Source organism: Arthrobacter sp. NPDC058192 (genome assembly GCF_042883665.1).
GTDB lineage: Bacteria > Actinomycetota > Actinomycetes > Actinomycetales > Micrococcaceae > Arthrobacter.
Genome location: NZ_JBHVVJ010000009.1, coordinates 111,049 through 135,590, shown reverse-complemented (window position 1 = coordinate 135,590; position 24,542 = coordinate 111,049). Strand labels below are relative to the sequence as shown.

General features: G+C 67.7%; 23 protein-coding genes. 14 read left to right on the top strand and 9 right to left on the bottom strand.

What is annotated here, in order from left to right:
* Positions 1 to 353 precede the first annotated feature (353 nt).
* From gcvH to ACFVVK_RS11050, 3 genes are all read left to right on the top strand, one after another.
* Positions 354 to 737: a glycine cleavage system protein GcvH gene (gene gcvH / locus ACFVVK_RS11060; RefSeq protein WP_390266464.1), complete on the top strand. Its 384-nt coding sequence runs from the start codon at positions 354 to 356 to the stop codon at positions 735 to 737.
* Positions 734 to 2,068 (top strand): serine hydroxymethyltransferase, encoded by a 1,335-nt coding sequence (glyA, locus tag ACFVVK_RS11055; RefSeq protein ID WP_390266463.1) that lies wholly within the window; start codon positions 734 to 736, stop codon positions 2,066 to 2,068. Before gcvH ends, glyA begins: the two co-directional genes overlap by 4 nt.
* Before the next feature lie 142 nt (positions 2,069 to 2,210).
* On the top strand, positions 2,211 to 3,623 hold the full coding sequence (locus ACFVVK_RS11050; RefSeq protein WP_390266462.1) for an L-serine ammonia-lyase: 1,413 nt from the start codon (positions 2,211 to 2,213) through the stop codon (positions 3,621 to 3,623).
* A gap of 24 nt (positions 3,624 to 3,647) precedes the next feature.
* On the opposite strand, the gene ACFVVK_RS11045 is transcribed toward ACFVVK_RS11050, so the two are convergent.
* The gene (locus tag ACFVVK_RS11045; RefSeq protein WP_390266461.1) at positions 3,648 to 4,202 is read right to left on the bottom strand and encodes a TspO/MBR family protein; all 555 of its coding nucleotides are present in this window, start codon (positions 4,200 to 4,202) and stop codon (positions 3,648 to 3,650) included.
* Positions 4,203 to 4,316: 114 nt separating this feature from the next.
* Here ACFVVK_RS11045 and ACFVVK_RS11040 point away from each other — a divergent pair, with 114 nt between their 5' ends.
* Together ACFVVK_RS11040 and ACFVVK_RS11035 are read left to right on the top strand one after the other, a co-directional pair.
* Positions 4,317 to 5,390 (top strand): lipid II:glycine glycyltransferase FemX, encoded by a 1,074-nt coding sequence (locus tag ACFVVK_RS11040; RefSeq protein WP_390266460.1) that lies wholly within the window; start codon positions 4,317 to 4,319, stop codon positions 5,388 to 5,390.
* A 39-nt stretch (positions 5,391 to 5,429) separates the two neighbouring features.
* Entirely contained in the window at positions 5,430 to 6,926 is a 1,497-nt protein-coding gene (locus tag ACFVVK_RS11035) for a threonine/serine exporter ThrE family protein (protein WP_390266459.1), read from the top strand.
* Between the two features lie 11 nt (positions 6,927 to 6,937).
* On the opposite strand, the gene ACFVVK_RS11030 is transcribed toward ACFVVK_RS11035, so the two are convergent.
* Both ACFVVK_RS11030 and ACFVVK_RS11025 read right to left on the bottom strand, forming a co-directional pair.
* A complete protein-coding gene (locus ACFVVK_RS11030) occupies positions 6,938 to 7,777 on the bottom strand; it encodes a siderophore-interacting protein (RefSeq protein ID WP_390266458.1) in 840 nt (279 codons plus the stop codon).
* 50 nt (positions 7,778 to 7,827) lie between these two features.
* Entirely contained in the window at positions 7,828 to 8,607 is a 780-nt protein-coding gene (locus tag ACFVVK_RS11025; protein WP_390266457.1) for a uracil-DNA glycosylase, read from the bottom strand.
* A gap of 131 nt (positions 8,608 to 8,738) precedes the next feature.
* On the opposite strand from ACFVVK_RS11025, the gene ACFVVK_RS11020 reads away from it, so the two are divergent.
* From ACFVVK_RS11020 to ACFVVK_RS10995, 6 genes are all read left to right on the top strand, one after another.
* Complete coding sequence (locus tag ACFVVK_RS11020; protein WP_390266456.1) at positions 8,739 to 9,080, top strand: DUF3263 domain-containing protein; 342 nt, start codon at positions 8,739 to 8,741, stop codon at positions 9,078 to 9,080.
* 94 nt (positions 9,081 to 9,174) lie between these two features.
* Entirely contained in the window at positions 9,175 to 9,816 is a 642-nt protein-coding gene (locus ACFVVK_RS11015; protein ID WP_390266455.1) for a LytR C-terminal domain-containing protein, read from the top strand.
* Between the two features lie 160 nt (positions 9,817 to 9,976).
* Positions 9,977 to 10,180: a cold-shock protein gene (locus tag ACFVVK_RS11010; protein WP_026266832.1), complete on the top strand. Its 204-nt coding sequence runs from the start codon at positions 9,977 to 9,979 to the stop codon at positions 10,178 to 10,180.
* A 59-nt stretch (positions 10,181 to 10,239) separates the two neighbouring features.
* The gene (locus tag ACFVVK_RS11005; RefSeq protein WP_390266522.1) at positions 10,240 to 11,535 is read left to right on the top strand and encodes an ABC transporter substrate-binding protein; all 1,296 of its coding nucleotides are present in this window, start codon (positions 10,240 to 10,242) and stop codon (positions 11,533 to 11,535) included.
* Between the two features lie 295 nt (positions 11,536 to 11,830).
* The gene (gene groL, locus ACFVVK_RS11000) at positions 11,831 to 13,468 is read left to right on the top strand and encodes a chaperonin GroEL (protein ID WP_390266454.1); all 1,638 of its coding nucleotides are present in this window, start codon (positions 11,831 to 11,833) and stop codon (positions 13,466 to 13,468) included.
* Between the two features lie 327 nt (positions 13,469 to 13,795).
* On the top strand, positions 13,796 to 14,884 hold the full coding sequence (locus ACFVVK_RS10995) for an RNase H family protein (protein ID WP_390266453.1): 1,089 nt from the start codon (positions 13,796 to 13,798) through the stop codon (positions 14,882 to 14,884).
* 25 nt (positions 14,885 to 14,909) lie between these two features.
* Here ACFVVK_RS10995 and ACFVVK_RS10990 read toward each other — a convergent pair whose 3' ends face one another.
* The 6 genes from ACFVVK_RS10990 to ACFVVK_RS10965 all read right to left on the bottom strand — a co-directional run bounded on the left by ACFVVK_RS10990 (position 14,910) and on the right by ACFVVK_RS10965 (position 21,968).
* On the bottom strand, positions 14,910 to 15,197 hold the full coding sequence (locus ACFVVK_RS10990; RefSeq protein ID WP_390266452.1) for a WXG100 family type VII secretion target: 288 nt from the start codon (positions 15,195 to 15,197) through the stop codon (positions 14,910 to 14,912).
* Between the two features lie 147 nt (positions 15,198 to 15,344).
* Positions 15,345 to 16,811: an ATP-binding protein gene (locus ACFVVK_RS10985; RefSeq protein ID WP_390266451.1), complete on the bottom strand. Its 1,467-nt coding sequence runs from the start codon at positions 16,809 to 16,811 to the stop codon at positions 15,345 to 15,347.
* 2 nt (positions 16,812 to 16,813) lie between these two features.
* Complete coding sequence (locus ACFVVK_RS10980) at positions 16,814 to 17,524, bottom strand: response regulator transcription factor (RefSeq protein ID WP_390266450.1); 711 nt, start codon at positions 17,522 to 17,524, stop codon at positions 16,814 to 16,816.
* Between the two features lie 61 nt (positions 17,525 to 17,585).
* Positions 17,586 to 19,229: a DNA repair helicase XPB gene (locus ACFVVK_RS10975; RefSeq protein WP_390266449.1), complete on the bottom strand. Its 1,644-nt coding sequence runs from the start codon at positions 19,227 to 19,229 to the stop codon at positions 17,586 to 17,588.
* Positions 19,226 to 21,724, bottom strand: coding sequence for a helicase-associated domain-containing protein (locus ACFVVK_RS10970; RefSeq protein ID WP_390266448.1), 2,499 nt, complete (start codon positions 21,722 to 21,724; stop codon positions 19,226 to 19,228). The genes ACFVVK_RS10975 and ACFVVK_RS10970 overlap by 4 nt, the downstream gene beginning before the upstream one ends.
* A 10-nt stretch (positions 21,725 to 21,734) precedes the next feature.
* Entirely contained in the window at positions 21,735 to 21,968 is a 234-nt protein-coding gene (locus tag ACFVVK_RS10965; RefSeq protein ID WP_390266447.1) for a hypothetical protein, read from the bottom strand.
* A 179-nt stretch (positions 21,969 to 22,147) separates the two neighbouring features.
* Between ACFVVK_RS10965 and ACFVVK_RS10960 the strand changes: the two genes are divergently transcribed.
* Genes ACFVVK_RS10960 through ACFVVK_RS10950 form a run of 3 tightly spaced genes read left to right on the top strand, consistent with a single transcriptional unit; the run spans position 22,148 to position 24,542 of the window.
* On the top strand, positions 22,148 to 22,531 hold the full coding sequence (locus ACFVVK_RS10960; RefSeq protein WP_390266446.1) for a cold-shock protein: 384 nt from the start codon (positions 22,148 to 22,150) through the stop codon (positions 22,529 to 22,531).
* Between the two features lie 8 nt (positions 22,532 to 22,539).
* Positions 22,540 to 23,160: a DUF3027 domain-containing protein gene (locus ACFVVK_RS10955; RefSeq protein ID WP_390266445.1), complete on the top strand. Its 621-nt coding sequence runs from the start codon at positions 22,540 to 22,542 to the stop codon at positions 23,158 to 23,160.
* Between the two features lie 44 nt (positions 23,161 to 23,204).
* Positions 23,205 to 24,542 carry an MFS transporter gene (locus ACFVVK_RS10950; RefSeq protein ID WP_390266444.1) on the top strand — a complete coding sequence of 446 codons (1,338 nt, stop codon included), beginning with the start codon at positions 23,205 to 23,207 and terminating at the stop codon, positions 24,540 to 24,542.

Genomic DNA, 24,542 nt, shown 5'->3' with positions numbered 1-24,542 from the left:
GGTGCTGGAGAGAGGACCGCCTACCGAGGGGCGGCTCTAGAAGATATCAACGGCCACGGTTTCTTCCGACGAACTGGGGTTTCACCGAAAACTGTCGGCCCTCAAAACGGAACTCGCCGATAGCGGGGGGAGCGGGGCATCTGGAAGCGTGCGTCTAAGGGAGGCCCACACCGTCAGGGTTCCCTGGCCGAGCTTGCGAGGCTAGGGAGGCGGTGGGGAGCGTCGCGTCCGCCCAGCGGGCGCCTTCGCGACCGAGCACGCGGAAGATGGCGCGTCCCGCCGCGTAAGCCAGCCACAAATGATTTTGCCCACGAGTTTCAAGCCCACGAGTTTCACGAGCAAAGGAAAAACACATGGCAAAAGTTGCCCCTGAACTGCAGTACTCCGACGAGCACGAGTGGGTTGCGCGGGAAGCCGGGAACGTTGTTTCCATCGGCATCTCCGCCGTCGCCACCGACGCCCTGGGCGACATCGTCTACGTGGACCTGCCCGAGGTTGGCGCCGCGGTGACCGCGGGGGAGACCTGCGGCGAAGTCGAATCGACCAAGTCCGTTTCAGACCTGTACTCCCCGGTGACAGGCGAGGTCACGGAGATCAACCCCGCCGTCGTCGATGACCCGGCCCTGATTAACAGCGACCCGTACGGCGCGGGCTGGCTCTTCAAGGTGGCCGCCGAATCGGACGGCCCGCTGCTCTCGGCCCAGGAGTACGCCTCCAAGAACGGCGGCGAACTGTGAGCGGCGCAGCTGCCGCAGGCACAGAGGCAGTCGGCTTCGCGCAGGTCGCTTCCCCGAGCCTGGACGCGGACCTGTCCGCTCTGGATCCGGAGATCGCGGCGAGGATCGACGCCGAGCTCGTCCGCCAGCGTGACGGCCTGGAGATGATCGCCTCCGAGAACCACACCGCGCGGGCCGTCATGCAGGCGCAGGGCTCCGTGCTGACCAACAAGTACGCCGAGGGGTACCCGGGCAAGCGCTACTACGGCGGCTGCGAGCACGTCGATGTGATCGAGCAGCTGGCGATCGACCGGGTCAAGGCCCTGTTCGGCGCCGAGTACGCGAACGTCCAGCCGCACTCCGGCGCACAGGCCAACGCCTCCGTGATGCACGCCCTCATACGTCCGGGCGACACCATCATGGGCCTGAACCTGGCCCACGGCGGGCACCTGACGCACGGCATGAAGATCAACTTCTCCGGCAGGCTCTACAACGTCATCCCGTACCAGGTCCGCGAGGATGACCACCGAATCGACATGGCCGAGGTGGAGCGCCTGGCCCGGGAACACAAGCCGCAGCTCATCGTGGCCGGCTGGTCCGCGTACGCCCGCCAGCTCGACTTCGCCGAGTTCCGCCGGATCGCCGATTCCGTGGGTGCCTACCTCATGGTGGACATGGCCCACTTCGCCGGCCTCGTGGCGGCCGGCCTGCACCCGAGCCCGGTCCCGCACGCCCACGTCACCACGTCCACCACGCACAAGACCCTCGCCGGTCCGCGCGGCGGCATCATCCTGAGCAATGATGCGGACGTCGCGAAGAAGATCAACTCGGCAGTGTTCCCCGGCCAGCAGGGCGGGCCGCTGGAGCACGTCATCGCCGGGAAGGCCGTGGCCTTCAAGATCGCCGCCTCCCCGGAGTTCAAGGAACGCCAGGAACGGGTCTTGGCCGGCGCCCGGATCCTCGCGGACCGTCTGGTCCAGCCGGACGTCACGGCGAAGGGGATCTCCGTGATCTCCGGCGGCACTGACGTGCACCTGGTCCTGGTGGATCTACGCAACTGCGAGCTCAACGGCCAGGAAGCCGAGGACCGCCTCGCGGCGATCGACATCACCGTCAACCGCAACGCCGTCCCGTTCGACCCGCGCCCGCCGATGGTCACCTCCGGCCTGCGCATCGGTACCCCGGCGCTGGCCACCCGCGGCTTCGGCGAAGCGGCCTTCGCCGAGGTTGCCGACATCATCGCCGAGGCCCTGACAGCCGACGCCGATGCCGACCTGACCGGCCTGCGCGCCCGGGTGGAGGCCCTCGCCGCCGCCCACCCGCTCTACCCGTCAGTTGCACCGCTCAGCTGACCGCTCCGGGGAGGGGGCCGGGCATCCGGCAGCATGCGTCCAAGGGAGCGTCACGTCCGCTCAGCGGGCGTCTTCGCGACCGAGCATGCAGAGGATGTCCGGTTTCCTCCTCGCCTGACCACATGTCTAGTTAGGATTGATTATGGCTGTTGGAGTCTTCGATCTCTTTTCCATCGGAATAGGGCCATCCAGCTCGCACACGGTTGGCCCCATGCGCGCTGCCGCCGTGTTCGCCGAAGAACTCAAAGCGTCCGGGCAGCTGGCCGAAGTGGCCTCCCTGCGCGTGGACCTGTATGGCTCCCTGGCCGCCACGGGCCACGGCCACGGCACCATGACGGCCATCCTGCTCGGCCTGGAGGGTTTCCACCCGGAGCTGATCCTGCCGGCGGAGGTGGAGGAGCGGCTGGCCGCGATCGCCGAAACCGGCACCCTGCACCTGGCCGGCGCTGTTCCCCTGCCGTACGGGGTCCAGGACATGGTCCTGCGGCCGTTGACCATCCTGCCCCGGCACACCAACGGGATGACGTTCACGGTCTCGAACGCCGATGGCGAGACGCTCCACAGCGCCACATTCTTCTCCGTCGGCGGCGGCTTCATTGTCCGGGACGGCGAGGAAGACGCGGCCCTGAAAGAACTGGCCGAGTCGAAGAAGGAACTTCCCCTGCCATTCCGCACGGCCGCTGAACTGCTGGGCCACTGCCAGTCCAAGGGACTCTCGATCGGCGAGATCATGATGGTCAACGAACGCGCCTCCCGCACGGAAGAAGAGATCCGGACAGGCCTCCTGCACATCTACTCGGTGATGGAAGGCTGCGTCGAGGTCAGCCTGAAGCGCGAGGGTCTGCTGCCCGGCGGACTGAAGGTCCGACGTCGTGCTCCCGACTGGCATGAGCGCCTGCTGAAGGAAGGCCGTGACCACGGTCCGGACTACCGGGACCCGAAGTACTGGCAGGAATGGGTCAACCTGATCGCGCTCGCCGTGAACGAGGAAAACGCCTCCGGCGGCCGCGTGGTCACCGCCCCCACGAACGGCGCCGCCGGCATCATCCCGGCCGTGCTCTATTACGCCCTGCACTTCGCGCCGGGCATGGACAAGGCAACCCAGGCCGACCGCGACGAGACGATCGTGAAGTTCCTGCTGACCGCCGGCGCCATTGGGGTGCTGTACAAGGAGCAGGCGTCGATCTCCGGCGCGGAGGTCGGCTGCCAGGGCGAGGTGGGCTCGGCGTCGTCGATGGCAGCCGCCGGCCTGGCCGAAGTCATGGGCGGCACACCGGCGCAGGTCGAGAACGCCGCGGAAATCGCGATGGAACACAACCTTGGCCTGACCTGCGACCCGATCGGCGGGCTCGTCCAGGTCCCGTGCATCGAACGCAACGCCATCGCCGCGGCGAAGGCGATCAACGCGGCGAAAATGGCACTGTGGGGCGACGGCTCGCACCGGGTATCGCTGGACGAGGTCATCGTGACGATGCGCGAGACCGGCAAGGACATGAGCTCGAAGTACAAGGAAACAGCGATGGGCGGCCTCGCGGTTAACGTGGTGGAGTGCTAGGGCACTGACGGGGACCGCTGGGGGTTAGTTGTTCAGCGCCGCCCAAAGATTCAGCGAGGACGCAAACACCACCCAGGACAGGTAGGGCAGCATCAGCAGACCCGCCGTCCGGCTGATGGGCCCGAAGAGCACCACGGTCCAGGCCACCGCCACGGCCAGCGCCAGGATGATTCCGAAGGCGATCCACAGCGCCGGCGTTCCCAGCACCGGGTACAGGGCGAAGAACACCGGGGTCCACAGCAGATTCAGTGCCAACTGCACGCCATAGGCGGTGAGGGCCGCCCGGGACCCCGCGGCGCGGCTGCGCCAGACCAGCCATGCCGCGACGGCCATCGCAACGTACAGGAAGGTCCAGACCGGGCCGAAGACCCAGTTGGGCGGGGACCACGGCGCCGTGTCGGCGGCGGCGTACCAGCCGTTGACGTGTCGGGCGGTGGCCAGTCCGCCGAGCGCCGCGACGAGCGCGGACGCGGCGAGGAACAGCACCAGCGCGACCGCCTGGGACCCGGCGCCGGTGCCACCTGCGTGGCTGCGCCGCGCTCCCGGACGGCGTTCCGCGGGTTGTTGCTGAGCCTGCATGAGACCAGCGTAACGGCCCGGCCCGGACGGGCGGCAGGGTGCGGACCGATAGACTTGGGGCTGCATGCCCGCATGCCGCCGAAGCTCGTACCGCAATGATTGGATGCCGCACCCTTGCGTGAATTCACTGCCCGCTTTGCCTCAGCCGAAGAGATTGCCAATTGGGATGCCCACGTCACCGCGAACCCCAACGGCGGCAATCTCCTGCAGTCGGAGGCCTTCGCCGAGGTCAAGCAGCACTTTGGCTGGAAGCCCCTGCACCTCGTGTACGAGACGGCCGATTACACCAGCTACAACCTCGCTCTGGAAAAGTCCTTCCCGGTCCTGGGCAAGCTCTGGTACCTGATCAAGGGACCTGACGTAGCCTCCGTCGAGGACATCCCCGGCATCACCGCTGCGAACGCGGACTTCGTCAGGAAAGCCAGGCTTGGCGTCTTCGCCATCAAGATTGAACCCGACATCGTGCTCTCGGACGACGCCCGGCAGGTCCTCGAAGGGGCAGGGCTGGTCAAGACCCACAACCTGCAGCCCAACGACTCCACGGCGCTCCTGGACATTGAGCCGGAGGAAAACCAGCTGCTGCGCAACCTCCACTCCCGCGGCCGCAACGCCGTGCGCCGTGCCATCCGTGAAGCCGTGGAAGTCCACAACGTCGATCCGACGGAAGAAAACTTCCGGGCCATGTACGCCCTCATGACCACCACCGTGGAGGCCAAATCCCAGGTCCGGGTGCGTGAGTATGAGTACTACCGTCAGTTCTGGACCAACTTCCTGAAAAGGGACCAGGGCCGGCTGCTCTTCGTGTATGAGAACGGGGTGCCCTCGGTTGGCGCCTTCGTGATCAACTACGGCCGCAAGGGAACGTACAAGGACGGCGGTTCACTGCAGAAGCGGGGCCAGTACGGCGACTCGCACCTGGTGCAGTGGACGGCCATCAACCAGCTCAAAGACCTCGGCTGCACCGAATACGACTTTTGCGGCACGCCACCGAGCGACAAGCTCAAGGACACGTCCAACCCGTTCCACGGGCTGGGTCTGTTCAAGACGAGCTTCAGCAAGACCGTGACCGACTTCGTCGGCTGCTACGACCAGGTGCTGAACCCGTTGAAATACAAGGCCTGGATGACGGCGGGGGAGCGCGTGGCACGCCAGCTCTACACCCGGCGCACGGGCCAGCAGTTCTACTAGGCCGTCGCAAGGACAGGCGAAGACAGTGAGGAGGCCGGAATGAACACCGAACCCGACCGCCGCCGCAGCCCGCGTGCGGACGGCCTGCCCCGGACCGAACCCATGTCCCCGATGCAGGTGCGGCAGAACGCCGCCGCCAAGCGCATGTTGCGCCGCCTGGTGCAAGGAGAAAACCCGCCGACAGCGCCGCTGAGCATCGTCGACCGGCTGGTGGGCAGCCCCTACGCCAACCCGATGATCCAGGTCGGCGGGGTGGACGCGTCCGCCCGCAAGACCATCGACTTCGCCCTAAAGCTCGCTGAATCCATGTTCCGGTACGGGGCCGGTGCCCTCGAGGTGGAGACCAGCATCATCGCGATCACCGCAGCGCTCGGGCTCAAGAACATCGAGGTTGACATCACCAACCAGTCGGTGGCCCTCAACTATGCCCCGAAGGACCAGACGCCCATCACCCTGCTGCGCGTTGTGCGGTCCTGGACCAACAACTACGCGGGCCTCGCGCAGGTGCACCAGCTGGTCACGGATATCGTGGCCGGCGGCGTCGGCCGCGAGGAAGCCGTGCGCCGCCTCGAGGACATCACGCGCAGCGCCAAGCCCTTCCCCCGCTGGATGGTCACCGTGGCCTTCGGCGTGTTCGCCGCCGTCTTTGTCGGCGTCCTGGGCGGCGGGGTGGGCGCTTCCATGGTCGCGTTCGTCTCCAACATGCTCGTGAGCCTGCTGGCCCGCCGGCTCGGCCGCTGGCGAACGCCAGACTTCTTCATCACCGCTGCGTGTTCGTTCCTGGTGACGATCATCGCCCTCCTGCTCTGGCGTTTTGGGACCCCGCTGGGGGTGCAGATTGCCCCAGCGATCGTGGTGGTCGGCGGCATCCTGCTGCTCCTGCCCACCGGGCGCCTCGTGTCCTCGGTGCAGGATGCCATCAACGGCTTCCCGGTCACGGCGGCCGGCCGCTTCCTGTCCACCCTGCTGACCTTCGGGGCGGTGGTGGCCGGCATCGCCGTGGGGTTTGTGGTGGGGCAGCTGACCGGTTCGGAGCCAATAGACGTCACGAAAACATTCCCGCCGGCGTATGACTTATGGGTCGTCGTCATTCTGACCGCCGTTGCGGTGATCATGATCGGTATTACTGAACAGACGAGTTCGAAGCTGCTGCTTCCGACGGCGGCCGTCGGCGTGGTGGGCTATCTGGTCCTGATTGCCTGCGATGCATTCGGCCTCGGGTCCCGGTTCGCTCCGGCGCTCGCCGCGGTGGTGATCGGTCTTCTGGCCCGGGTGGTGGCCCTCCGGATGGGTGCGCCGCAGCTCGTTGTGGCGGTCCCCGCGTCCTTGGTCCTGCTTCCCGGCCTGGCCATATTCCGGTCCATGTATGTGTTGACCATCGAGGAAACCGAGATTCTCATCGGGGCCGCCGGCATGCTCAACGCCGGGGCGATCGTGCTGGGCGTCGCCGGCGGCGTCGTGCTCGGTGACACCTTGGCGCGGCCCCTGACCCGGAGCCTAGCGAGCAACGAGCTCCGGCGGGCCCGCCGCCGGTAGGCCTCGTGGCGTTATATCTTGCCGATGGGAAGCTTCTTCTCCGCCTGGAAGTCGTCCTCCACGCGGCCCTTCGCCCAGTAGCCGGAGAGGGACACCTGGGAGCGCTCCAGCCCCCTCTGCACGTAGAAGACATCCCGCAGGCCCTTCATGTAGCCCCGCTCGCCGTGGGCAAAGACCTGTACCCGGCCCTCCGGCCACTCGGCGTCGCGCACGGCATTGACCAGCAGCCCGCTGTCACCGGCCGGGACGCCGCGGCGGAGCAGCCAGCGCAGTTCGACGCCGGCGGGCGCGGAGATGGGCTGAACGTCGGCGTCGCTGTCGACCTCGATCAGGGCGAGGCCGCGGGCATCCTGCGGCAGGGATTCGATGGCCGCGCCAATGGCCGGCAGCGCGGACTCGTCACCGGCGAACAGGTACCAGTCCGCGCCCGGGTCCGGGGTGTAGCCGCCGCCCGGACCCGTAAAGGTCAGGCGGTCGCCGGGCCGGGCAGAGGCTGCCCAGGGGCCGGCGAGGCCCTCGTCGCCGTGGATCACAAAGTCGATGGCGAGTTCCTGAGCCGCCATATCCACCCAGCGGACGGTGTAAGTCCGGGTGTAGGGCCATTGACTGCGGGGCATGGATTCCCGCACGGCCCACAGGTCCAGCGGTTCCGGGTAGTCGATGCCGGGCTGGGGAAACGCGATCTTGACGTACCGGTCTGCGTAGTCGTTGTTGACATACCCGGCGAAGCCAGGGCCGCCCGCGACGATCCGGACCATGTGCGGGGAGAGCTGTTCCCTGCGGAGGACCGTCAGGTCGGTCTGGGGACGCGAGTTCCGGGTGGCGGTGGTGGTGGCGGGAACTGAAGTCATGGGCTAAGCCTAGCCAAGAACCTCTCCCGGGCACCGGCCGGGAGGCCTGATTACGGCAGCGGCGGCAGTTCCCAGTCCACCGCACCAACTCCCTGCTCCTGCAGCAGGGAGTTGGTGCGGCTGAACGGCCGTGACCCGAAGAAGCCCCGGGAGGCTGAGAGGGGACTGGGGTGGGCGCTGGTGATCACAGCAACGGACCCGAGCAGCGGGCGGACCGATTCGGCGTCCTTCCCCCACAGGATCACCACCAGGGGAGCCGGATCCGCCCCGTCCGTGGACGTCCTCTCTGCTACTGCCTTGATGGCAGCGGCCGTTACGGCCTCCCAGCCTTTGTTCCGGTGCGAACCCGCCGCTCCGGCCCGGACGCTCAGAACCCTGTTCAGCAGCAGCACCCCCTGGTCCGTCCAAGGGCCGAGGTCACCGTGGATGCGTGCGGGGATCCCGAGATCGGCCTGCAGTTCCTTGTAGATGTTCGCGAGGCTCCGGGGGATAGGCCGGGTGGAACCGTCCACGGCAAAGGACAGGCCCACGGCATGCCCCGGCGTCGGGTAGGGGTCCTGGCCCACGATCAGGACGCGGACGCCTGCCAGCGGCTGCCGGAAGGCCCGCAGGAGGTTCGACGGCGCCGGCAGCACCTCCTTCCCGGCGCCTTCCTCGCTGGCGAGGAAGTTGAGGATGTTCCGCAGCTCGGCCTCCACCGGCGCCAGTGCCTTGGCCCAGTCCGGCGCGACCAGTTCGGTAAGCGGCCGGGCGGCCAGGTCCGCGAAGGTGGGGCCGGCGTCCGCGGGACCAAGCTCAAACAGGGCAGAAGAATCAAACACAGGCCCCATTCTTCCCCAGGTTCCTGTGCACTTTCTCCCGGGGGCCGGCACCCGTCGGGCGCCCACCCGAATGACAACCCTGTTATTCGGCCGTAACATGTAGGGGTTGACTTTTTACGGATCCAGCCAGGGAGAGTGTCGTGGCCGAAACAGCACAAGAGCACGTGGCTGCAGCGGAATCTGCCGGCGGTTCAGCCCGCGGCGCCAGCCTGGGCGCCGGGTCGGAGGAATCGCCGCTGAGCGCGCGTGATCAGCAAATGCTTGCCTTGGAGCGGCAGTGGTGGAAGTACGCCGGGGCCAAGGAACAAGCCATCCGCGAGTTGTTCGACCTGTCCGCCACGCACTACTACCAGATCCTCAATGCCCTCATCGATACTGAGGAAGCCCTGGCCCACGATCCCATGCTGGTCAAGAGATTGCGTAGACTACGTACATCACGCCAACGTGCCCGCACCGCCCGTCGACTGGGAACAGATTCGTAAGGTCGCGTCACGCGCCACCGGATATCCAAGTCCTGTTGCGCCCGCTTCCGGGCCTCGGGCGCCCGTCTGAAATCAGCAAGGACGTCGTCTTACCATGACCAAATACGCTCGGGATGAATTTGATCGGGTCCCGGAGACCTCCACCCGGCAGGGTGTGCACCGGGCCGTCGCCGAAGCGCGCCGCCGGAGCCTGGTGCCCATCTTGACGGCGGGCTGCCTGGCGCTGGCCATCGGCCTCGTGGCTTTCCTCATCCTGCCGAAACTCGGATTTTCCGCAGGCCAGGCCGCGGCCCTGACGGATGGAAGCAGCGCCTCCGCCACCCCGTCCGCCACGAGCTCCAGCCCGGCGCCAAGCAGCGCGGCCCCCGCCACTGCGCCCGTCAGCCCCGCAGCGACCAGCCCGGCGCCGGCCAGCACCGCGCCGGAGGCGCCGGCCACGCCCGACGCCGCTGCCGCCGCTGTGGACAAGACGCAGCCGGTCACCATCTACAACGGAACCACCACGGCCGGCTTGGCCACGAGGGTCGGCGGCACCGTCAGATCAGCCGGCTGGACGGTTGGCCAGACGGATAACTGGAGCGGCGCACCGCAGCAAACATCGGTGATCTTCTACAGCAGCGCAGCCCAGAAGGACAACGCGGAAGCCCTCGGAGCGCTTCTGGGAATCGATACGCTCGTGGAGTCCGCGGACTTCAACCTGCCCCTCGTCGTCGTGATCGGCCCGGGCTTCCAGTAGTCCGTTCCGGTTACGCCTCAATAACTATTCACCGGCGGCACTGCCTGCGCCGGGCCCTCTTGGGAGACGCTGTGGGTAGAGTAGCTGCGGATTTCTCTTCGCAGTCCGCGGCCCGCAGCGACGCGGGCCGCACGCAACGCTAGCTGAAAGTGTGGACACCATGGCACTGGGAACCGTCAAATGGTTCAACGCCGAAAAAGGCTATGGCTTCATCACCGTGGACGGTTCGGAAAACGACGTCTTCGTGCACTGGTCTGCGATCGTCGGGGAAGGCTACCGCGCCCTGGACGAGGGCCAGAGAGTGGAGCTGGAAGTCGGTGAGGGCGAAAAAGGCCCGCAGGCTGAAAGCGTCCGGCCCGCCTAGTGGCACTGCCTGCCAACACACAACTGCCTGCCAGCACAAATGCCCCAGGGAAAACTGACCTGCGCCGTACCAGGGCCCTTCCGCCGGGCCGTGCCCTCGCCGCAGCAACAGCCGCCGCCCTCGCCCTGACGGGCTGCCTGGGACCGGGGGGCAGCGCCCGCGTATCCAGTGCTGAGGCTAGCGGCGACGGCACACTGCGCATCGGCCTGATCTTGGACAACACGGGGCCGCAGAACTTCCTCAACGCTCCCCAGCTCGCCGCGGCCAAGCTTGCCGTTCAGGACATCAACGCAGCGGGCGGCCACAAGGGTAAACCCGTTGAGCTGCTGCCGGAAACCATCAGCACGGACACCGCCGCCCAGGCCCGGGACCTCGCGGCCGCTAAGGCCGATGCCGTGATCGGCCCCACCGATTCCAGCCGCGCCCCCGCCGCCATCGACGTCTTGGCCAACGCCAAGGTCGCGGTCATCTCGCCGGCCAACACTGCCGCCGCGCTCAGCAACTACAAGAGCAACGGCTACTATTTCCGCACCGCTGCGTCCGACATCGCCCAGGCGTCAGTCCTTGCCAAGCTGGCCAAGGACGCCGGCGCCAAGACCGTGGCGGTGCTGCATGAGGAAGGCGGTTACGGCAAGGAGCTCGGGGCCGCTGTCGCCGACGCGGCCAAACAGTCCGGACTGGACGCCGTGGCCGATGCGAAGTTCACGCCGGGGCAGGAGCAACAGGCTGTCGAGGCCGTGAAGGCCGCGAATCCGGACGCCGTCGTCCTGGTGGCCCGCGAAGGTGCGCAGGGTGCCATCGCCGAACTAAACAACGCCGGCCTTGCCGGCAAGAAACTCATCCTCAGCGACGGAGCAGTGAGCCGGTACGGCTCCGGGTTGGGCACGCAGGCGCTGGACGGCACCCGGGCGATCCTGCCCGGTGTGTTCCCCTCCGCCGCATTCCAGGCGGACCTCGTTGGCGTCGATCCCGGACTGAAGGACATGGTGTTCGCCGCCGAGACGTACGACGCCGTCATCCTCGCCGCGCTCGCAGCCGCCGCGGCGGAAGACGACGCCGGCACTTCCATCGCGGCGAACCTGGTCGCCGTCTCGGGCGGAGCCGCCGCCGCGGGTGGCCCCGGCGGGCAGGCCGCCAGCCAGGCCGCGACGAAGGTGTGCACGAGCTACAAGGACTGCGTCGAGGCGCTCCGGGCCGGTCAGCGTCCGGATTACGACGGCCGGTCTGGGCGGATCAACTTTGATGCCCATGGCGACATCACCGAGGCGAATTACGTGGTCTACAGCTACGGCGCGGACAACCTGGCCACGATGACCGGCACGGAAACCGCCACCAGCAGCACTAGTTCCCGCTGATCGCTCGTAGCGTAGCGGCCCCGTCCGGCTTCCGGTTATGGCCGGACACTGCTTGCACTCTACCCGGGGGAGTGCTAATTATTGACTTAGCACTCCAGCGCACCGACTGCTAACACGCCGCCCGGCCCGCCCGGCCGCGGAGTGAGGCGGCCGGAGCAGGAGTTAAAGAAACACCTTGCTGGGGTGAGATCCCGGACCCAGCGGCATACAGAGGCCGCCGGGTAGGGATCGTCCGTCGCGGGCACCACAGCGAAGGTTCATTCTTAACGACTGTCCCGAAAGGACTACTGCCGTTATGGCCAAGATCATTGCATTTGATGAAGAGGCACGCCGCGGTCTTGAGCGGGGCCTGAACATCCTCGCCGACGCCGTCAAGGTCACCCTCGGCCCGCGGGGACGCAACGTCGTCCTCGAAAAGAAGTGGGGCGCCCCCACGATCACCAACGATGGTGTTTCCATCGCCAAGGAGATCGAGCTGGACGATCCCTACGAGAAGATCGGCGCCGAGCTGGTCAAGGAAGTTGCCAAGAAGACGGATGACGTCGCAGGCGACGGCACCACCACGGCGACCGTGCTGGCACAGGCCCTGGTCAAGGAAGGCCTGCGCAACGTCGCGGCCGGCGCAGACCCGTTGTCCCTCAAGCGCGGCATCGAGAAGGCTGTTGAAGCCGTCACCGCCGAGCTCCTGGCCTCCGCCAAGGAAATCGAGACCAAGGAAGAGATCGCCGCCACCGCGTCCATCTCCGCCGGCGACAACGAGATCGGCGCCCTGATCGCCGAAGCGCTCGACAAGGTCGGCAAGGAAGGCGTCATCACCGTCGAGGAGTCGAACACGTTCGGCCTCGAACTGGAACTGACCGAAGGCATGCGCTTCGACAAGGGCTACATCTCGGCCTACTTCGTCACCGACACCGAGCGCCAGGAAACGGTCCTTGAGGATCCGTACATCCTGATCGTCAACTCCAAGATCTCCAACGTCAAGGAACTGGTTGCTGTCCTGGAAAAGGTCATGCAGTCCAACAAGCCGCTGCTGATCATTGCCGAAGACATCGAGGGCGAGGCTCTGGCCACCCTGATCGTCAACAAGATCCGCGGCACCTTCAAGTCCGTTGCCGTCAAGGCTCCGGGCTTCGGCGACCGCCGCAAGGCGCAGCTGGCCGACATCGCCATCCTCACCGGTGGCCAGGTCATCTCCGAGGAAGTCGGCCTCAAGCTCGAGACCGCCGGACTCGAACTCCTCGGCAAGGCCCGCAAGGTTGTTGTCACCAAGGACGAGACCACCATCGTTGAGGGTGCAGGCGACGCCGACCAGATCGCCGGCCGCGTTTCCCAGATCCGCGCCGAGATCGAGAACTCCGATTCCGACTACGACCGCGAGAAGCTGCAGGAGCGCCTGGCCAAGCTGGCCGGCGGCGTTGCAGTCATCAAGGCCGGTGCCGCCACCGAGGTCGAGCTCAAGGAACGCAAGCACCGCATTGAGGACGCCGTCCGCAACGCCAAGGCTGCTGTTGAAGAGGGCATCGTCGCCGGCGGTGGCGTGGCCCTGATCCAGGCCGGAGCCAAGGCCTTCGCGAACCTGCAGCTCGCCGGTGACGAAGCAACGGGTGCGAACATCGTCCGCGTTGCCATCGACGCCCCGCTGAAGCAGATCGCCTTCAACGCCGGCCTCGAGCCCGGCGTCGTGGTGGACAAGGTCCGCGGCCTGCCCGCAGGCCACGGCCTCAACGCCGCAACCGGCGAGTACGTCGACCTGCTGGCCGCCGGCGTCAACGACCCGGTCAAGGTAACCCGCTCTGCCCTGCAGAACGCGGCTTCCATCGCCGGCCTGTTCCTCACCACCGAGGCCGTTGTGGCCGACAAGCCCGAGAAGGCTGGCGCCCCGATGGGCGGCGGCGACGACATGGGCGGCATGGGCGGCATGGGCGGTTTCTAACCACCCCCGCCAGCCGGCACACGCAGTTCAGCAACGGCGGTCCCACCTTCGGGTGGGGCCGCCGTCGTCGTTAAACCCAGCCGACCCACCCCCGACGCTCCCGCAGGTGTGGCGGTGGTTTGGTGGACGCTCCCGCGGGTGTGGTGGTGGTTTGGTGGACGCTCCCGCGGGTGTGGTGGTGATCGCTGGGATGCTCTCTCATTTGACAACGGAGACGTGAGGGAGCGTTGGTGGTTTGGGGGCCGGAGGTGGGGGAGCGTTGGTGGTTTGGGGGCCGGAGGTGAGGGAGCGTCGGCGGGCGTCGGCAGGGTCTGGCAGGATGGATCAGTGACGATTACAGCAGCGGCCGACGGTTCGGCTTTAGGAAACCCTGGCCCGGCCGGTTGGGCCTGGTATGTGAATGACGACTGCTGGCGGGCCGGCGGATGGCCCCATGGCACCAATAACCAGGGCGAATTGATGGCGGTGCTCGACTTGTTCCGGGCCACGGCGCACGTGCCCGGAGAAGACCTGCTGATTCTCTGCGACAGCCAATACGTCATCAACGCCGTGACCAAGTGGATGCCGGGGTGGAAGCGCAAAGGCTGGCGCAAGGCCGACGGCAAGCCGGTGCTGAACGTGGACCTCCTCAAGGAGATCGACCAGGCACTCGTGGGCCGCAAGTACACCTTCGAGTGGGTCCGGGGCCATGCCGGACATGAGCTCAACGAGGCGGCGGACGAGCGAGCCCGGGGAGCGGCAACGTCCTACCAGCAAGGCGTGGCGGTCCGGCAGGGGCCCGGGTTCGGGAATGGGAATACCGCGAACGGGGCCGCCCCGGCACCCCAGGCGGACCCCGCAGCCGCGCAGGAGGTGCCGATATCCCCGCGCAGCGCCCCGCTGGCACGCCCGGAGGCCGCGGGCCCCCGGACCACACCCCCGGCGGCCCCACCACGGGCAGCCTCACCGCAGGCGGCCCCACCACGGGCAGGGGCCGGCCAGCAGGAACTCTTCGGCGCGCCGCGCCGTTTCGAGGAGCCGGACCTGTTCAGCGAACTCGAGGAAGAGCCTGCCGGTGCGGGGACCCTGGCGGAGGCCAGCCCCGAAGCCGTCGTCGAGTCCCTCGAACGTGAGCTGCTTCGCCCGGAAACCCGCGCGGACCTGGGACGCACCGGCGTTCTGCTCCACCCGGACTTCACGGAAATCGGCACCTCCGGCCGGATCTGGACGCGGGACGCCATGATGATGGCCCTGGAGGACGACCCGGGCGGACGCACGGAGCTGGAGCTGCTGGGCGCGGACCGGTTGGGGGAGAAGGCCGTGCTCCTGACCTACCGCAGCCACACGCGCAAGGGGTCCGCCCTTCGCAGCTCCCTCTGGGTCCTGGAAGGGTCCCAGTGGCGGCTGCGCTTCCATCAGGGCACACCCGAGGCCTGATCCCACCGGAGACGCCACTGGCGGCTCAGGTGAAGCGCTGCGCGTTGCCCAGCTCTGCCTGGGCATAGGTGGCCGCGGCGGAATTCAGAGCCAGGTTGATCGAGGCCAGCGAGGCCTCCACCCTGCCCTGGGTCACCGTCCACTCGGCCACCAGGTTCTGGAAGTTTGTCGCCGCGGAGCCGCGCCAGCTGCCCTGAAGCTCGTCCAGCCCTCGCTTCATGGCGTGGACGTCGGCGCTGATCCGCTCCACCGTGGCCTTGACGTTGGCGGACTTCAGCTGGAGGAGTTCGGTGTCGACGGAGATGATGCTCATGGCTATGCCCTCTCGAACGGTCGGGAGGCAGCCTGAGGGAGGAACCGGAAGTGAATTCCTGCGGCGGCGGCCTCTGCCTCATCCGGAACTTCCGGACACACCCGAGCGTAGGCAGCCAGCCCACCGGACGGACACCGCCGTCGGGTGCTATGTGGATAACTCCGCCGCGGACGGTTTGATGGCGTCTTCGTCCAGGAAAGGGATGCTGACCACCAGAGTGGCCCCGCCGCCGTCGGTCGTCGCGACCCGCACGGACCCGGAATGCGAGCCGACGATGGCGGCCACGATGGCCAAGCCAAGTCCGCTGCCTCCGGTTTCCCGGGTCCGCGAGGTGTCCGCCCGGTAAAAACGCTCGAAGATCCGGGCCGCCTCCCCATCCGGGACGCCCGGTCCGTGGTCGCGGACCTCGATGACGGAGTGCTGTGCTCCGTCTGGCCCGCTACGGACCCCGACGCCGATTTCGATCGGGCTGCCTTCCGGTGTGTACCGCAGGGCATTGCCAACCAGGTTGCTCACCACCTGGCGGAGCTTGGCTTCGTCGCCCAGCACAGGGGCGGCTGCCGGGGCCGCCCCGTCCAGCCCGGTCAGGGTGATGGTGCGGCTGCGGTCGCTCGCCTGCGTATCCACCACGGCATCGTGGGCCAGCAGGAGCAGGTCGGCAGGTTTTTGCTGCAACGGGCGCTGCTCATCGATCCTTGCCAGCAGCAGCAGGTCCTCCACCATGGCACCCATCCGCTTGGCTTCGCTTTCGATCCGTCCCATCGCGGTGGCCACGTCTTCCGGTGTGGACAGCGCGCCGTGCCGGTAGAGCTCGGAGAACCCGCGGATGGTCACCAGTGGGGTGCGCAGTTCGTGTGAGGCGTCGGCGGCAAAGCGCCGCATTCGTGCCTCGGACGCCATCCGGGCGGCAAACGCCGTTTCAATGTGGGCGAGCATGGCATTGAGCGAGCTGCCGAGCCGGCCCACCTCCGTGCCCGGGTTTTCCACCTCGACACGGCGGGACAAGTCTCCCGCGGCGATGGCGGCAGCAGTCTTCTCCACCCGGGCCAGCGGCCGGAAGGACCGGGAGACGGTCCACGTGGCGATGAAGAATGCCAGGACAAGCGTCAGCAGGCCTACTCCCACCACCACCAGCGCGGCGTGTTCCATGACGGAATCGACCGGATCCAGCGGCAGCCCGATCACGACGACGGCACTGCGCCGGTTGTTGTCCACCACGTTGACCGCCACGACCCGCCAGTTGCCGCCGTCGGAGCCGCGCACCTGGAAGGGCACGAGCTGGCGTTGCTGGGCCTCGCCCACGGTAAAGGTGTCTATGGCGGGGTGGGAGTCCTTGTCCCCGCCGAACGTATAGGGCGGCAGGCCAGGGCTGAAGAGCATCAGCGAGTAGTCGGTGGGAACGTTGGGATTGGTGTCCTGCAGCTGGGTGAAGGACTGCTGCCGGGCCGCGGACTCGACGGCGGCCCGGAGCTTGTCGTCCACCTGGCCCTGCAGGAAGCTGTGCAGCAGGGTCAGCGTGCCCGCACCCGTGGCCGTGAGCGCCACCAGCATGAGAGCCATCATGATGGCCACAAGCTGTGAGCGCAGCGAGGCCGACTTCCAGCGGTGCAGCAAGGTCAGCGCTTCTCGGCGGTCCGCAGAACGTAGCCGACGCCGCGCTTGGTCTGGATCAGTGCCGGGGCGTCGGCATCGATATCGACCTTGCGGCGCAAATAGGAGATATAGGACTCCACGATTGAGGCATCGCCGTTGAAGTCGTACTCCCACACGTGATCAAGGATCTGGGCCTTGGACAGGACCCGGTTCGGATTGAGCATGAGGTAGCGCAGGAGCTTGAATTCGGTCGGGGACAACTCGATCACGGTGCCGCCGCGGCGGACCTCGTGGGCGTCGTCGTCGAGCTGGAGGTCATCGACCCGGATGACGGCGTCGTCGTCAACCTGCGGCTGCGTGCGCCGGAGCACCGCCCGGATGCGGGCCACCACTTCGTCGAGGCTGAACGGCTTGGTGACGTAATCGTCGCCGCCCACGGTCAGGCCGGTGACCTTGTCCTCGGTGTCGTCCTTGGCCGTGAGGAACAGGACGGGAAAGTGCTTGCCGGCCGCACGGAGGCGGCGGGTGACGGTGAAGCCGTCCATGTCCGGGAGCATGACGTCAAGGACAGCCAGGTCCGGGGAATGCTCTTCGGCGGCAACAAGTGCCTCGCGCCCATTGCCGGCCGAGACAACTTCAAATCCCGCGAAACGCAGGGATGTCGACAGCAGCTCGCGGATGTTCGGTTCATCATCGACGACGAGCAGCTTGGCTTCGGGACCATTCTTCTTCATGCTCCCATGATGCTCCCAGACTCTGGGAGTTTTCTGAACAGTACTTGAGTGTTGCATGGGCTCAGGCCCGGCCGACGTCCTTGGCGTCCATGATCCGGTAGGCGTAGCCCTGCTCGGCGAGGAAACGCTGCCGCTTCGCGGCGAAGTCCTGGTCCAGGGTGTCCCGCGCCACCAGGGAGTAGAACCGGGCGGCCCGGCCGTCCTTCTTGGGGCGCAGCAGCCGGCCCAGGCGCTGGGCCTCCTCCTGGCGGGAACCGAAGGAGCCGGACACCTGGATTGCCACCGACGCCTCGGGCAGGTCGATGGAGAAGTTGGCCACCTTCGACACCACAAGGGTGTGCACCTCGCCCGCGCGGAAGGCGTCGAAGAGCCGCTGGCGTTCCTTGACCGACGTGTCACCCTTGATCACGGGTGCGTTCAGGCGCTCGCCGATCTCGTCCAGCTGGTCGATGTACTGCCCGATCACCAGCAGCTGTTCGCCGGCGTGCTCTGCGACAAGTTCCTCCACCAGCCCGGTCTTGGTCTCGGACGTGGCGCACAACCGGTATTTGTCGGCATCCTCAGCCATGGCGTAGGCCACCCGTTCGTCGCGCGGCAGGTCCACCCGGACCTCCACGCAGTCAGCGGGGGCGATGTAGCCCTGGGTCTCGATGTCCTTCCACGGCGCGTCGTACCGTTTCGGGCCAATGAGGCTGAAGACCTCGCCTTCCCGGCCGTCCTCCCGCACCAGGGTGGCCGTGAGCCCCAACCGGCGCCGGGCCTGCAGGTCCGCCGTCATCCGGAAGATCGGGGCCGGCAGCAGGTGGACCTCGTCGTAGATGATCAGGCCCCAGTCGTTGCCGTCCACGAGCTCCAGGTGCGGATACAGCCCCCCGCGTTTGGTGGTCAGGACCTGGTAGGTGGCGATCGTGACCGGACGGACCTCCTTGACGGAGCCGGAGTATTCGCCGATCTCCTCCTCGGTCAGCGACGTGCGCCTGAGGAGCTCGTCCTTCCACTGCCGCGCGGCGACGGTGTTGGTCACCAGGATCAGCGTGGTGGTGGAGCTTGTGGCCATGGCGGCGGCCCCCACCAGGGTCTTGCCGGCGCCGCAGGGAAGTACGACGACGCCGCTGCCGCCGGCCCAGAAGTTCTCCGTGGCCAGCCGCTGGTAGGGCCGCAGCTTCCAGCCCGATTCGTTGAGCATGATGGGGTGCGGTGTGCCGTCCACGTACCCGGCCAGATCCTCGGCCGGCCAGCCGATCTTCAGCAGCAGTTGCTTGAGCTGGCCGCGCTGGGAGGAATGCACCACCACGGTCTCGCCGTCGATCCGCGGCCCGAGCAGCGGGGCGATCTTCTTGGCGCGGCTGACCTCTTCCAGCACGGGGTAGTCGGACGTGCGCATGACCAGGCCGTGCTGCGGGTCCTTTTCCAGCCGGAGCCGGCCGTACCGGGACATGGTCTCTTCGACGTCGATCAGCAGCGAATGCGGCACCGGGAACCGCGAGTACTTGAGCAAGGTGTCCAGCACCTTTTCGGCGTCCAGCCCGGCCGCCCGGGCATTCCACAGCCCCAGCGGCGTCAGCCGGTAGCTGTGGACGTGCTCCGGGGCCCGTTCCAGCTCGGCGAACGCCGCGATGGCGTGCCGGGCTTCGGTTGCGAGTTCGTGGTCGACCTCCAGCAGGATGGTCTTGTCACTCTGGACGATCAGGGGCCCGTCATTCACTGGAGCAATTCCTCTGTGGCTTCTACATCAATAATCCGGTGGATGGACAGGACGCGCTCGGTTTCCTTGTCCGGATCGAACACGCGCACACGCCCGCCATTCACTGCTACCGGAACAACGCTCTCGCGGCTGGCATTCCCCATGCTGTCCACGACGTTCATGACCACCCGTTGCTTGAGGCGGATCGCTTTCAGCAGAGTCTCCAGCCCCAGCTGCGTCGCCTCCTCGCTGCCCGGGGCCGCCGCAGCGGGGTGCGCCCCGGCAGCGCCCGGTGCCGGATGCCCGTTACTGCGGAGCACCACCAGCTGGGCGTCGATATCCGCCGCCGGGGGAGCGGTGCGCGGGGCCGTGTAGACCGGCCGCCCGCTGACCGGGATGGGAGTGCTGCGGCGCAGCCGAAGAACGGCGGGGGCTGCCTCCTCCAGAACGGGGGCGAGGCCCAGGCTTCGGAGTACCTGCGCGGTGTCCCGGGGTGCGGCGTGCGAGATGACAACGGTGGGGGCGATGCGCACCAGCCCGAGGCCGGAGGCCGCCGGGGCGTTGAGCAGATCCAGCAGGGCTGTCTCGTCTTCGCTCTGGATGAAGCTGGCCGCTGCCCCCACGCGGAGCCGGGAGTGGCGGGCCGCGGTGTCTTCGATGAGGTACTGCAGGGGCTGCGGGATGGCCGTGGCCGAATGCCGGCGCAGGAACTCCAGCATGCCCGCGGCGTCCTGGCCGGCGTCGAGGGCCCGGCGGACCGAGGCGACGGAGAAGCGGTAAATGGTTGCAGGCCCCTGCCCCTCGGCCGTGGCCATGGTGACGAGCCGGTTGCTCAGTTCCGGGTCAAGATAGCCGGGCGCCACCGCCGTCAGGTCCGCCTGCAGCAGCACGTGCTGCAGGGCCGCCGGCAGGTGTTCGCCCAGGATCCCCAGGGCCTCATCCGGCTGTTCGGCGGCGATCGCGGCACCAAGCTGGCTAAGCGCTCCGGAACCTACCAGGCCAAGCATCTCAGCTTCCATCAGGATCCCGCGGACAAGCGAGCTGAAACGGCGGGCCATCCGGGGCTGCGCCCACTCGGCGCGCTCCAGCACGGCCGCGGCGTCGAGGACGGGCGCCCGCCCGTCGGGAGCCGCTGCTTCCAGGGTGAGCTCAAGGAGGATTTCCAGGACCCGTTTGCGGACCACGGGGGCGTCGGGCCGCTGCGCCTCGGCGGAGAGCGCGTTGATGGTGCTCCCGGCCGCGCCCCGGTGGGCCGCCGTGCCCGGGGCGGCGGTATGTACGGGCTGGCCCACGAGGGAGGGGGCGCGCTCGCTGGCCAGCCAGGCGTTGACCAGCCACAGCCACTGTTCCTGCCGCGGGAGCGCCAGCCACTCCAGCTGCGGCGGCTGCACCCAGGCGGAACTGTCCACGTCCAGCCGCAGGAGACCGGCCATGCCGGACAGCTCCGCGAGGACCCCGGCCTCCTGGACGCCGGTCCGCAGCGAATCCGCGAGCCGCTTCATCTCCCGGACCCCGACACCTCCGCTGCGCAAGGTCGCCAATGGCTGCTCGCGCACGGTGTAGAGCACTTCGCCGACGAGCCGCAGCGTCTCGGCGATGGCCCCCAGCGCGGCGTTCCGGCGCAGCCCTGCGCTCGTTTGGCCCAGCTGCGGCACCGGCGGCAGGAGGGAGAAGTGCTCAATGACAAACCCGCCTCGCAGCGAAACGCCGACGCTGTGCGGCAGTTCAACGTGGGCCGCGTCCAGCGGCACCAGCAGCCCCCGCGCCAGCAACCAGTCCACGGGGCCGACGTCGGAGCTTTCGTGAAGCACGGACGCGCGCCGCTGTGCCTGGGGAACGGCGCCCATGGCCCAGTTGCCGAACCTTGCCAGCAGTGTGGTGGTCCGTTCCGGCGCGGTGGCCAGGATGTGCTGGAGGGCCTGCGGTGTTGCCGTCCAGTGCTGCAGCGCCAGGGCCGCTTCCATGGGGGTGGTAGCAGCCGGGATGGGCGCCCCGCTCCGGTGCAGTTCGCCCACCAGCTGCACCACCCGCTGCGCGAAGGCAGGCTGGAGCCGCACTAGCTCGGTGTAGCTGCGCCCCAGCCCGGCAGGGTAGATGCCAATCACATCCTTGAGGCTGCCGGCCGGAAGGTAATGCCGCTGCTTGCCGCTGCCGGCAGCAGCGCCGTGCGGCGGGTCGGTGCGGTGGATGAGCGCCAGTTCCTGCAGGGAATGCAGCAGCCGGTCGATGGCGGCAACCGAGGCGCCGTTGATCAGCTTCTTCAGCATCGCCGCCGACGCGCTGTGTCCCGTATCGGTGTTGGTGCACAGGTGCAGTGTCTCGAGCACCTGCATCTGCGGACGGTTGAGCCGCTCGAGCGCCCGCTGCACGCTGACCCGTCCGCTGGCGCGCGCGGCCAGGGCAGCGAAGTCCGGGACCCCCGGAGAAATCAGATCCGGCCGCGCACAGAACAAGGCCCGCAACGAATCGTCGCTTCGTGCCTGAAGTTCCTTGCTGAGCGCGCGGATGAGGGACATTGGGCCGACGTTACCGTTCGCTTGGCCCGCGCATGCGCCGCCGGGCGACGACGGCGTCCAGCACCAGGGCGAGCATGAGCAGGAAGGCTACGGGGAGCCCGTAGAGGGCCGTCGAGGTGATCCATGCGGGCGCCACGACATGGTTGAAGGCCATTGCCATAACGGTGCCGACGGCAACAAGGGACAGTACGGCGATGGCGGCCGCAATGACCAGAAAGGGCCGCCGGTAACGCGTCAGTGTCATGTGGCCAACGCTAACAGTCCCGGCCTCGCCCGCGCCTCAAACCGCTAAAGTGAACAAGGCAGGATAACCTTGAAAGATACAGACCAGCACGGTCCAGGCAGTCATACCCTGAACCCGCGTATCCATGCGGATGCGGTGACCGCCGGCCGTGTCCCCGCAGAACGAAGAAGGTTGATTACGTGCCTACCGGCAAGGTCAAGTGGTATGACAAGGACAAGGGCTTCGGATTCCTCGCGGGCGAGGACGGCCAGGAAGTCTTCCTGCCCAAGTCGGCCCTGCCCGAGGGCGTCTCGGAGCTGAAGGCCGGAACGCGCGTGGAGTTTGGTGTGGCCGATGGCCGCAAAGGTGCCCAGGCGCTCGGCCTCCGAGTGCTGGACAAGACGCCGTCCATCGCCAAGGCCAAGCGGCCCAGCGCCAGGGACCTGGCCCCGCTGGTGCAGGACCTGGTGAGCGTCCTGGACAACTTGTCCGGAACCCTGTCCGCGGGCAAGTACCCGGACGGCAACAAGGGCAAGGCGATCGCGGCCGCCCTTCGCAAGGTTGCCGACGAGCTGGACGTATAAGGCTCTTGATGACTCAGGAACCTGATCAGTTGCCGGCGCCTGCCGGATCCACAATGCCTGCCGGGTCCAAGGGAACCGGTTCAAAGCAGGGACCCCGTCCGCGGGCCGGCGTACCTGTCTGGCGGATCGGCAAGCCCGACGCCTACCTGGCCGCCGCCGTCGACGTCGCCCGTGCCGCGGTGGAAGGCATCGCCCCCGCCGAGCAGATCGGCCCGCACATCGGGGCCCGCAGCGAAGGCGACCGCCTGGTGACGCACCTGTTCGAATCCAGGCTGCCCGGATACCTGGGCTGGCAGTGGTACGCCGTGCTGACCCGCAATTCCCGGTCCAAGGTGGTGACGGTCGACGAACTCGGCCTGCTGCCCTCGGAGGAGTCCATCCTGGCCCCGGCCTGGGTGCCGTGGGCTGAACGCATCCGCCCGGAAGATGAACAGCCTGAGGACGCCGCCGAGGAGGCGCCTGCCGACGAAGCGCCGGCGCCAGGACCCGAAGACGCCCAGCAGGATGCTGGCGACGGCGACGATACCGACGACGGCGACGATACCGACGACGGCGACGACGGTCACAGCACTGACGCCGGCGACAGCACCGGCGACGCGGACGAACGCCCCGTCAACGAGGCCAACTAGCGGGTGGAAGCGTCCGGGAGCGTGCAGAAGGAGGGCTGGACCTGATGTCCACGTTCAAATCCCTGCACATCCTGAACTACCGGATCTGGTTCGTCGGCGCGCTCATCTCCAACATCGGCACCTGGATGCAGCGCACCGCCCAGGACTGGCTGGTCTTTGCCCACCTGACCTCGCAGGACGCCGGGGCGGTGGGGATCACAATGGCCCTGCAGCTGGGCCCGCAGCTCTTCCTCGCGCCGGTGGCGGGACTCCTCGCGGACCGCTTCAACCGCAAGCGGCTCCTGGTGCTGACCCAGTCTTCGATGGCGCTGTTGAGCGCCGGGCTGGGCATCCTGGTGATCACGGGCGTGGCTCAGCTCTGGCAGGTGTACGCCTTCGCCCTGATGCTCGGCGTCGTCTCCGCGCTGGACGCCCCCGTGCGGCAGACGTTCGTCTCCGAACTGGTCCAGGACGACTACCTTCCCAATGCCGTTGCCCTCAACAGTGCCTCCTTCAACGTCGCCCGGATGATCGGCCCGGCGGTGGCCGGCGTGCTGACGGCCGTCGTCGGGCCCGGCTGGGTCTTCCTCCTCAACACGCTCACGTTCGTCGCCTTGTTGCTGAGCCTGGCGAAAATCCCGGCGGCCTCGCTGCGGCGACTCCCGCGGGCGGCGGCCGGCAAGGGCCGGATCCGGGAGGGGCTGCGCTATGTACGGTACCGCCCGGACATCATCGTGGTGCTAGTGGCCATCTTCATCGTCGGAACCCTGGGACTGAATTTCGCCCTCTTCATCGCGGCCATGGTGGGCACGGAATTTGGTCTCGACGCGGGAGCCTTCGGCCTCATGAATTCGATCATGGCCATCGGATCCGTCACCGGGGCACTGCTGTCCGCCGGCCGCGGCAAACCGCGGCTGCGGGTCATTTTCGGAGCGGCCGGGGCCTTCGGGGTGACCTCGGGCATCGCCGCGCTGGCCCCTAGCTACTTCTGGTACGGCGTAGCGCTGGTGCCGGTGGGGCTTTTCGCGATCACCATGATGACGAGCGCCAACGGGTACGTCCAAACCACCACCGACCCCGTGATGCGGGGCCGGGTGATGGCCCTTTACATGGCGATCTTCATGGGCGGAACGCCGATCGGCGCGCCGTTCGTCGGCTGGGTGGCGAACACCGCCGGTCCCCGCTGGTCCATGGGCGTCGCGGCCGTCGCAGGCCTGCTCGCGGCCCTGATCGGGCTGCTGTGGATCATCCGGGCCAAGCATCTGCGGCTCCGCTTCAACCGCAGGGCGCGCGGGCTGCGGTTCTTCCGCGTGGTGGGCACGACCGGCGCAGCCGGCACCCGCCTGGAAAGCACAGACGGCGCCGCACCGGCACCTGGCCGGGACGACGCCGTCGGGCGCTAA

Bases quoted from the DNA above. Each gene is read 5' to 3' on its own strand.
- ACFVVK_RS10955 (WP_390266445.1), top strand. From the start codon at position 22,540: ATGACTCAGGAACCTGATCAGTTGCCGGCGCCTGCCGGATCCACAATG.
- groL (WP_390266454.1), top strand. From the start codon at position 11,831: ATGGCCAAGATCATTGCATTTGATGAAGAGGCACGCCGCGGTCTTGAG.
- ACFVVK_RS10965 (WP_390266447.1), bottom strand. From the start codon at position 21,968: ATGACACTGACGCGTTACCGGCGGCCCTTTCTGGTCATTGCGGCCGCC.
- ACFVVK_RS10990 (WP_390266452.1), bottom strand. From the start codon at position 15,197: ATGAGCATCATCTCCGTCGACACCGAACTCCTCCAGCTGAAGTCCGCC.
- ACFVVK_RS11050 (WP_390266462.1), top strand. From the start codon at position 2,211: ATGGCTGTTGGAGTCTTCGATCTCTTTTCCATCGGAATAGGGCCATCC.
- gcvH (WP_390266464.1), top strand. From the start codon at position 354: ATGGCAAAAGTTGCCCCTGAACTGCAGTACTCCGACGAGCACGAGTGG.
- ACFVVK_RS10970 (WP_390266448.1), bottom strand. From the start codon at position 21,724: ATGTCCCTCATCCGCGCGCTCAGCAAGGAACTTCAGGCACGAAGCGAC.
- ACFVVK_RS11045 (WP_390266461.1), bottom strand. From the start codon at position 4,202: ATGCAGGCTCAGCAACAACCCGCGGAACGCCGTCCGGGAGCGCGGCGC.
- ACFVVK_RS11035 (WP_390266459.1), top strand. From the start codon at position 5,430: ATGAACACCGAACCCGACCGCCGCCGCAGCCCGCGTGCGGACGGCCTG.
- ACFVVK_RS10950 (WP_390266444.1), top strand. From the start codon at position 23,205: ATGTCCACGTTCAAATCCCTGCACATCCTGAACTACCGGATCTGGTTC.
- ACFVVK_RS11015 (WP_390266455.1), top strand. From the start codon at position 9,175: ATGACCAAATACGCTCGGGATGAATTTGATCGGGTCCCGGAGACCTCC.
- ACFVVK_RS10980 (WP_390266450.1), bottom strand. From the start codon at position 17,524: ATGAAGAAGAATGGTCCCGAAGCCAAGCTGCTCGTCGTCGATGATGAA.
- ACFVVK_RS11025 (WP_390266457.1), bottom strand. From the start codon at position 8,607: ATGGGGCCTGTGTTTGATTCTTCTGCCCTGTTTGAGCTTGGTCCCGCG.
- ACFVVK_RS11010 (WP_026266832.1), top strand. From the start codon at position 9,977: ATGGCACTGGGAACCGTCAAATGGTTCAACGCCGAAAAAGGCTATGGC.
- ACFVVK_RS11030 (WP_390266458.1), bottom strand. From the start codon at position 7,777: ATGACTTCAGTTCCCGCCACCACCACCGCCACCCGGAACTCGCGTCCC.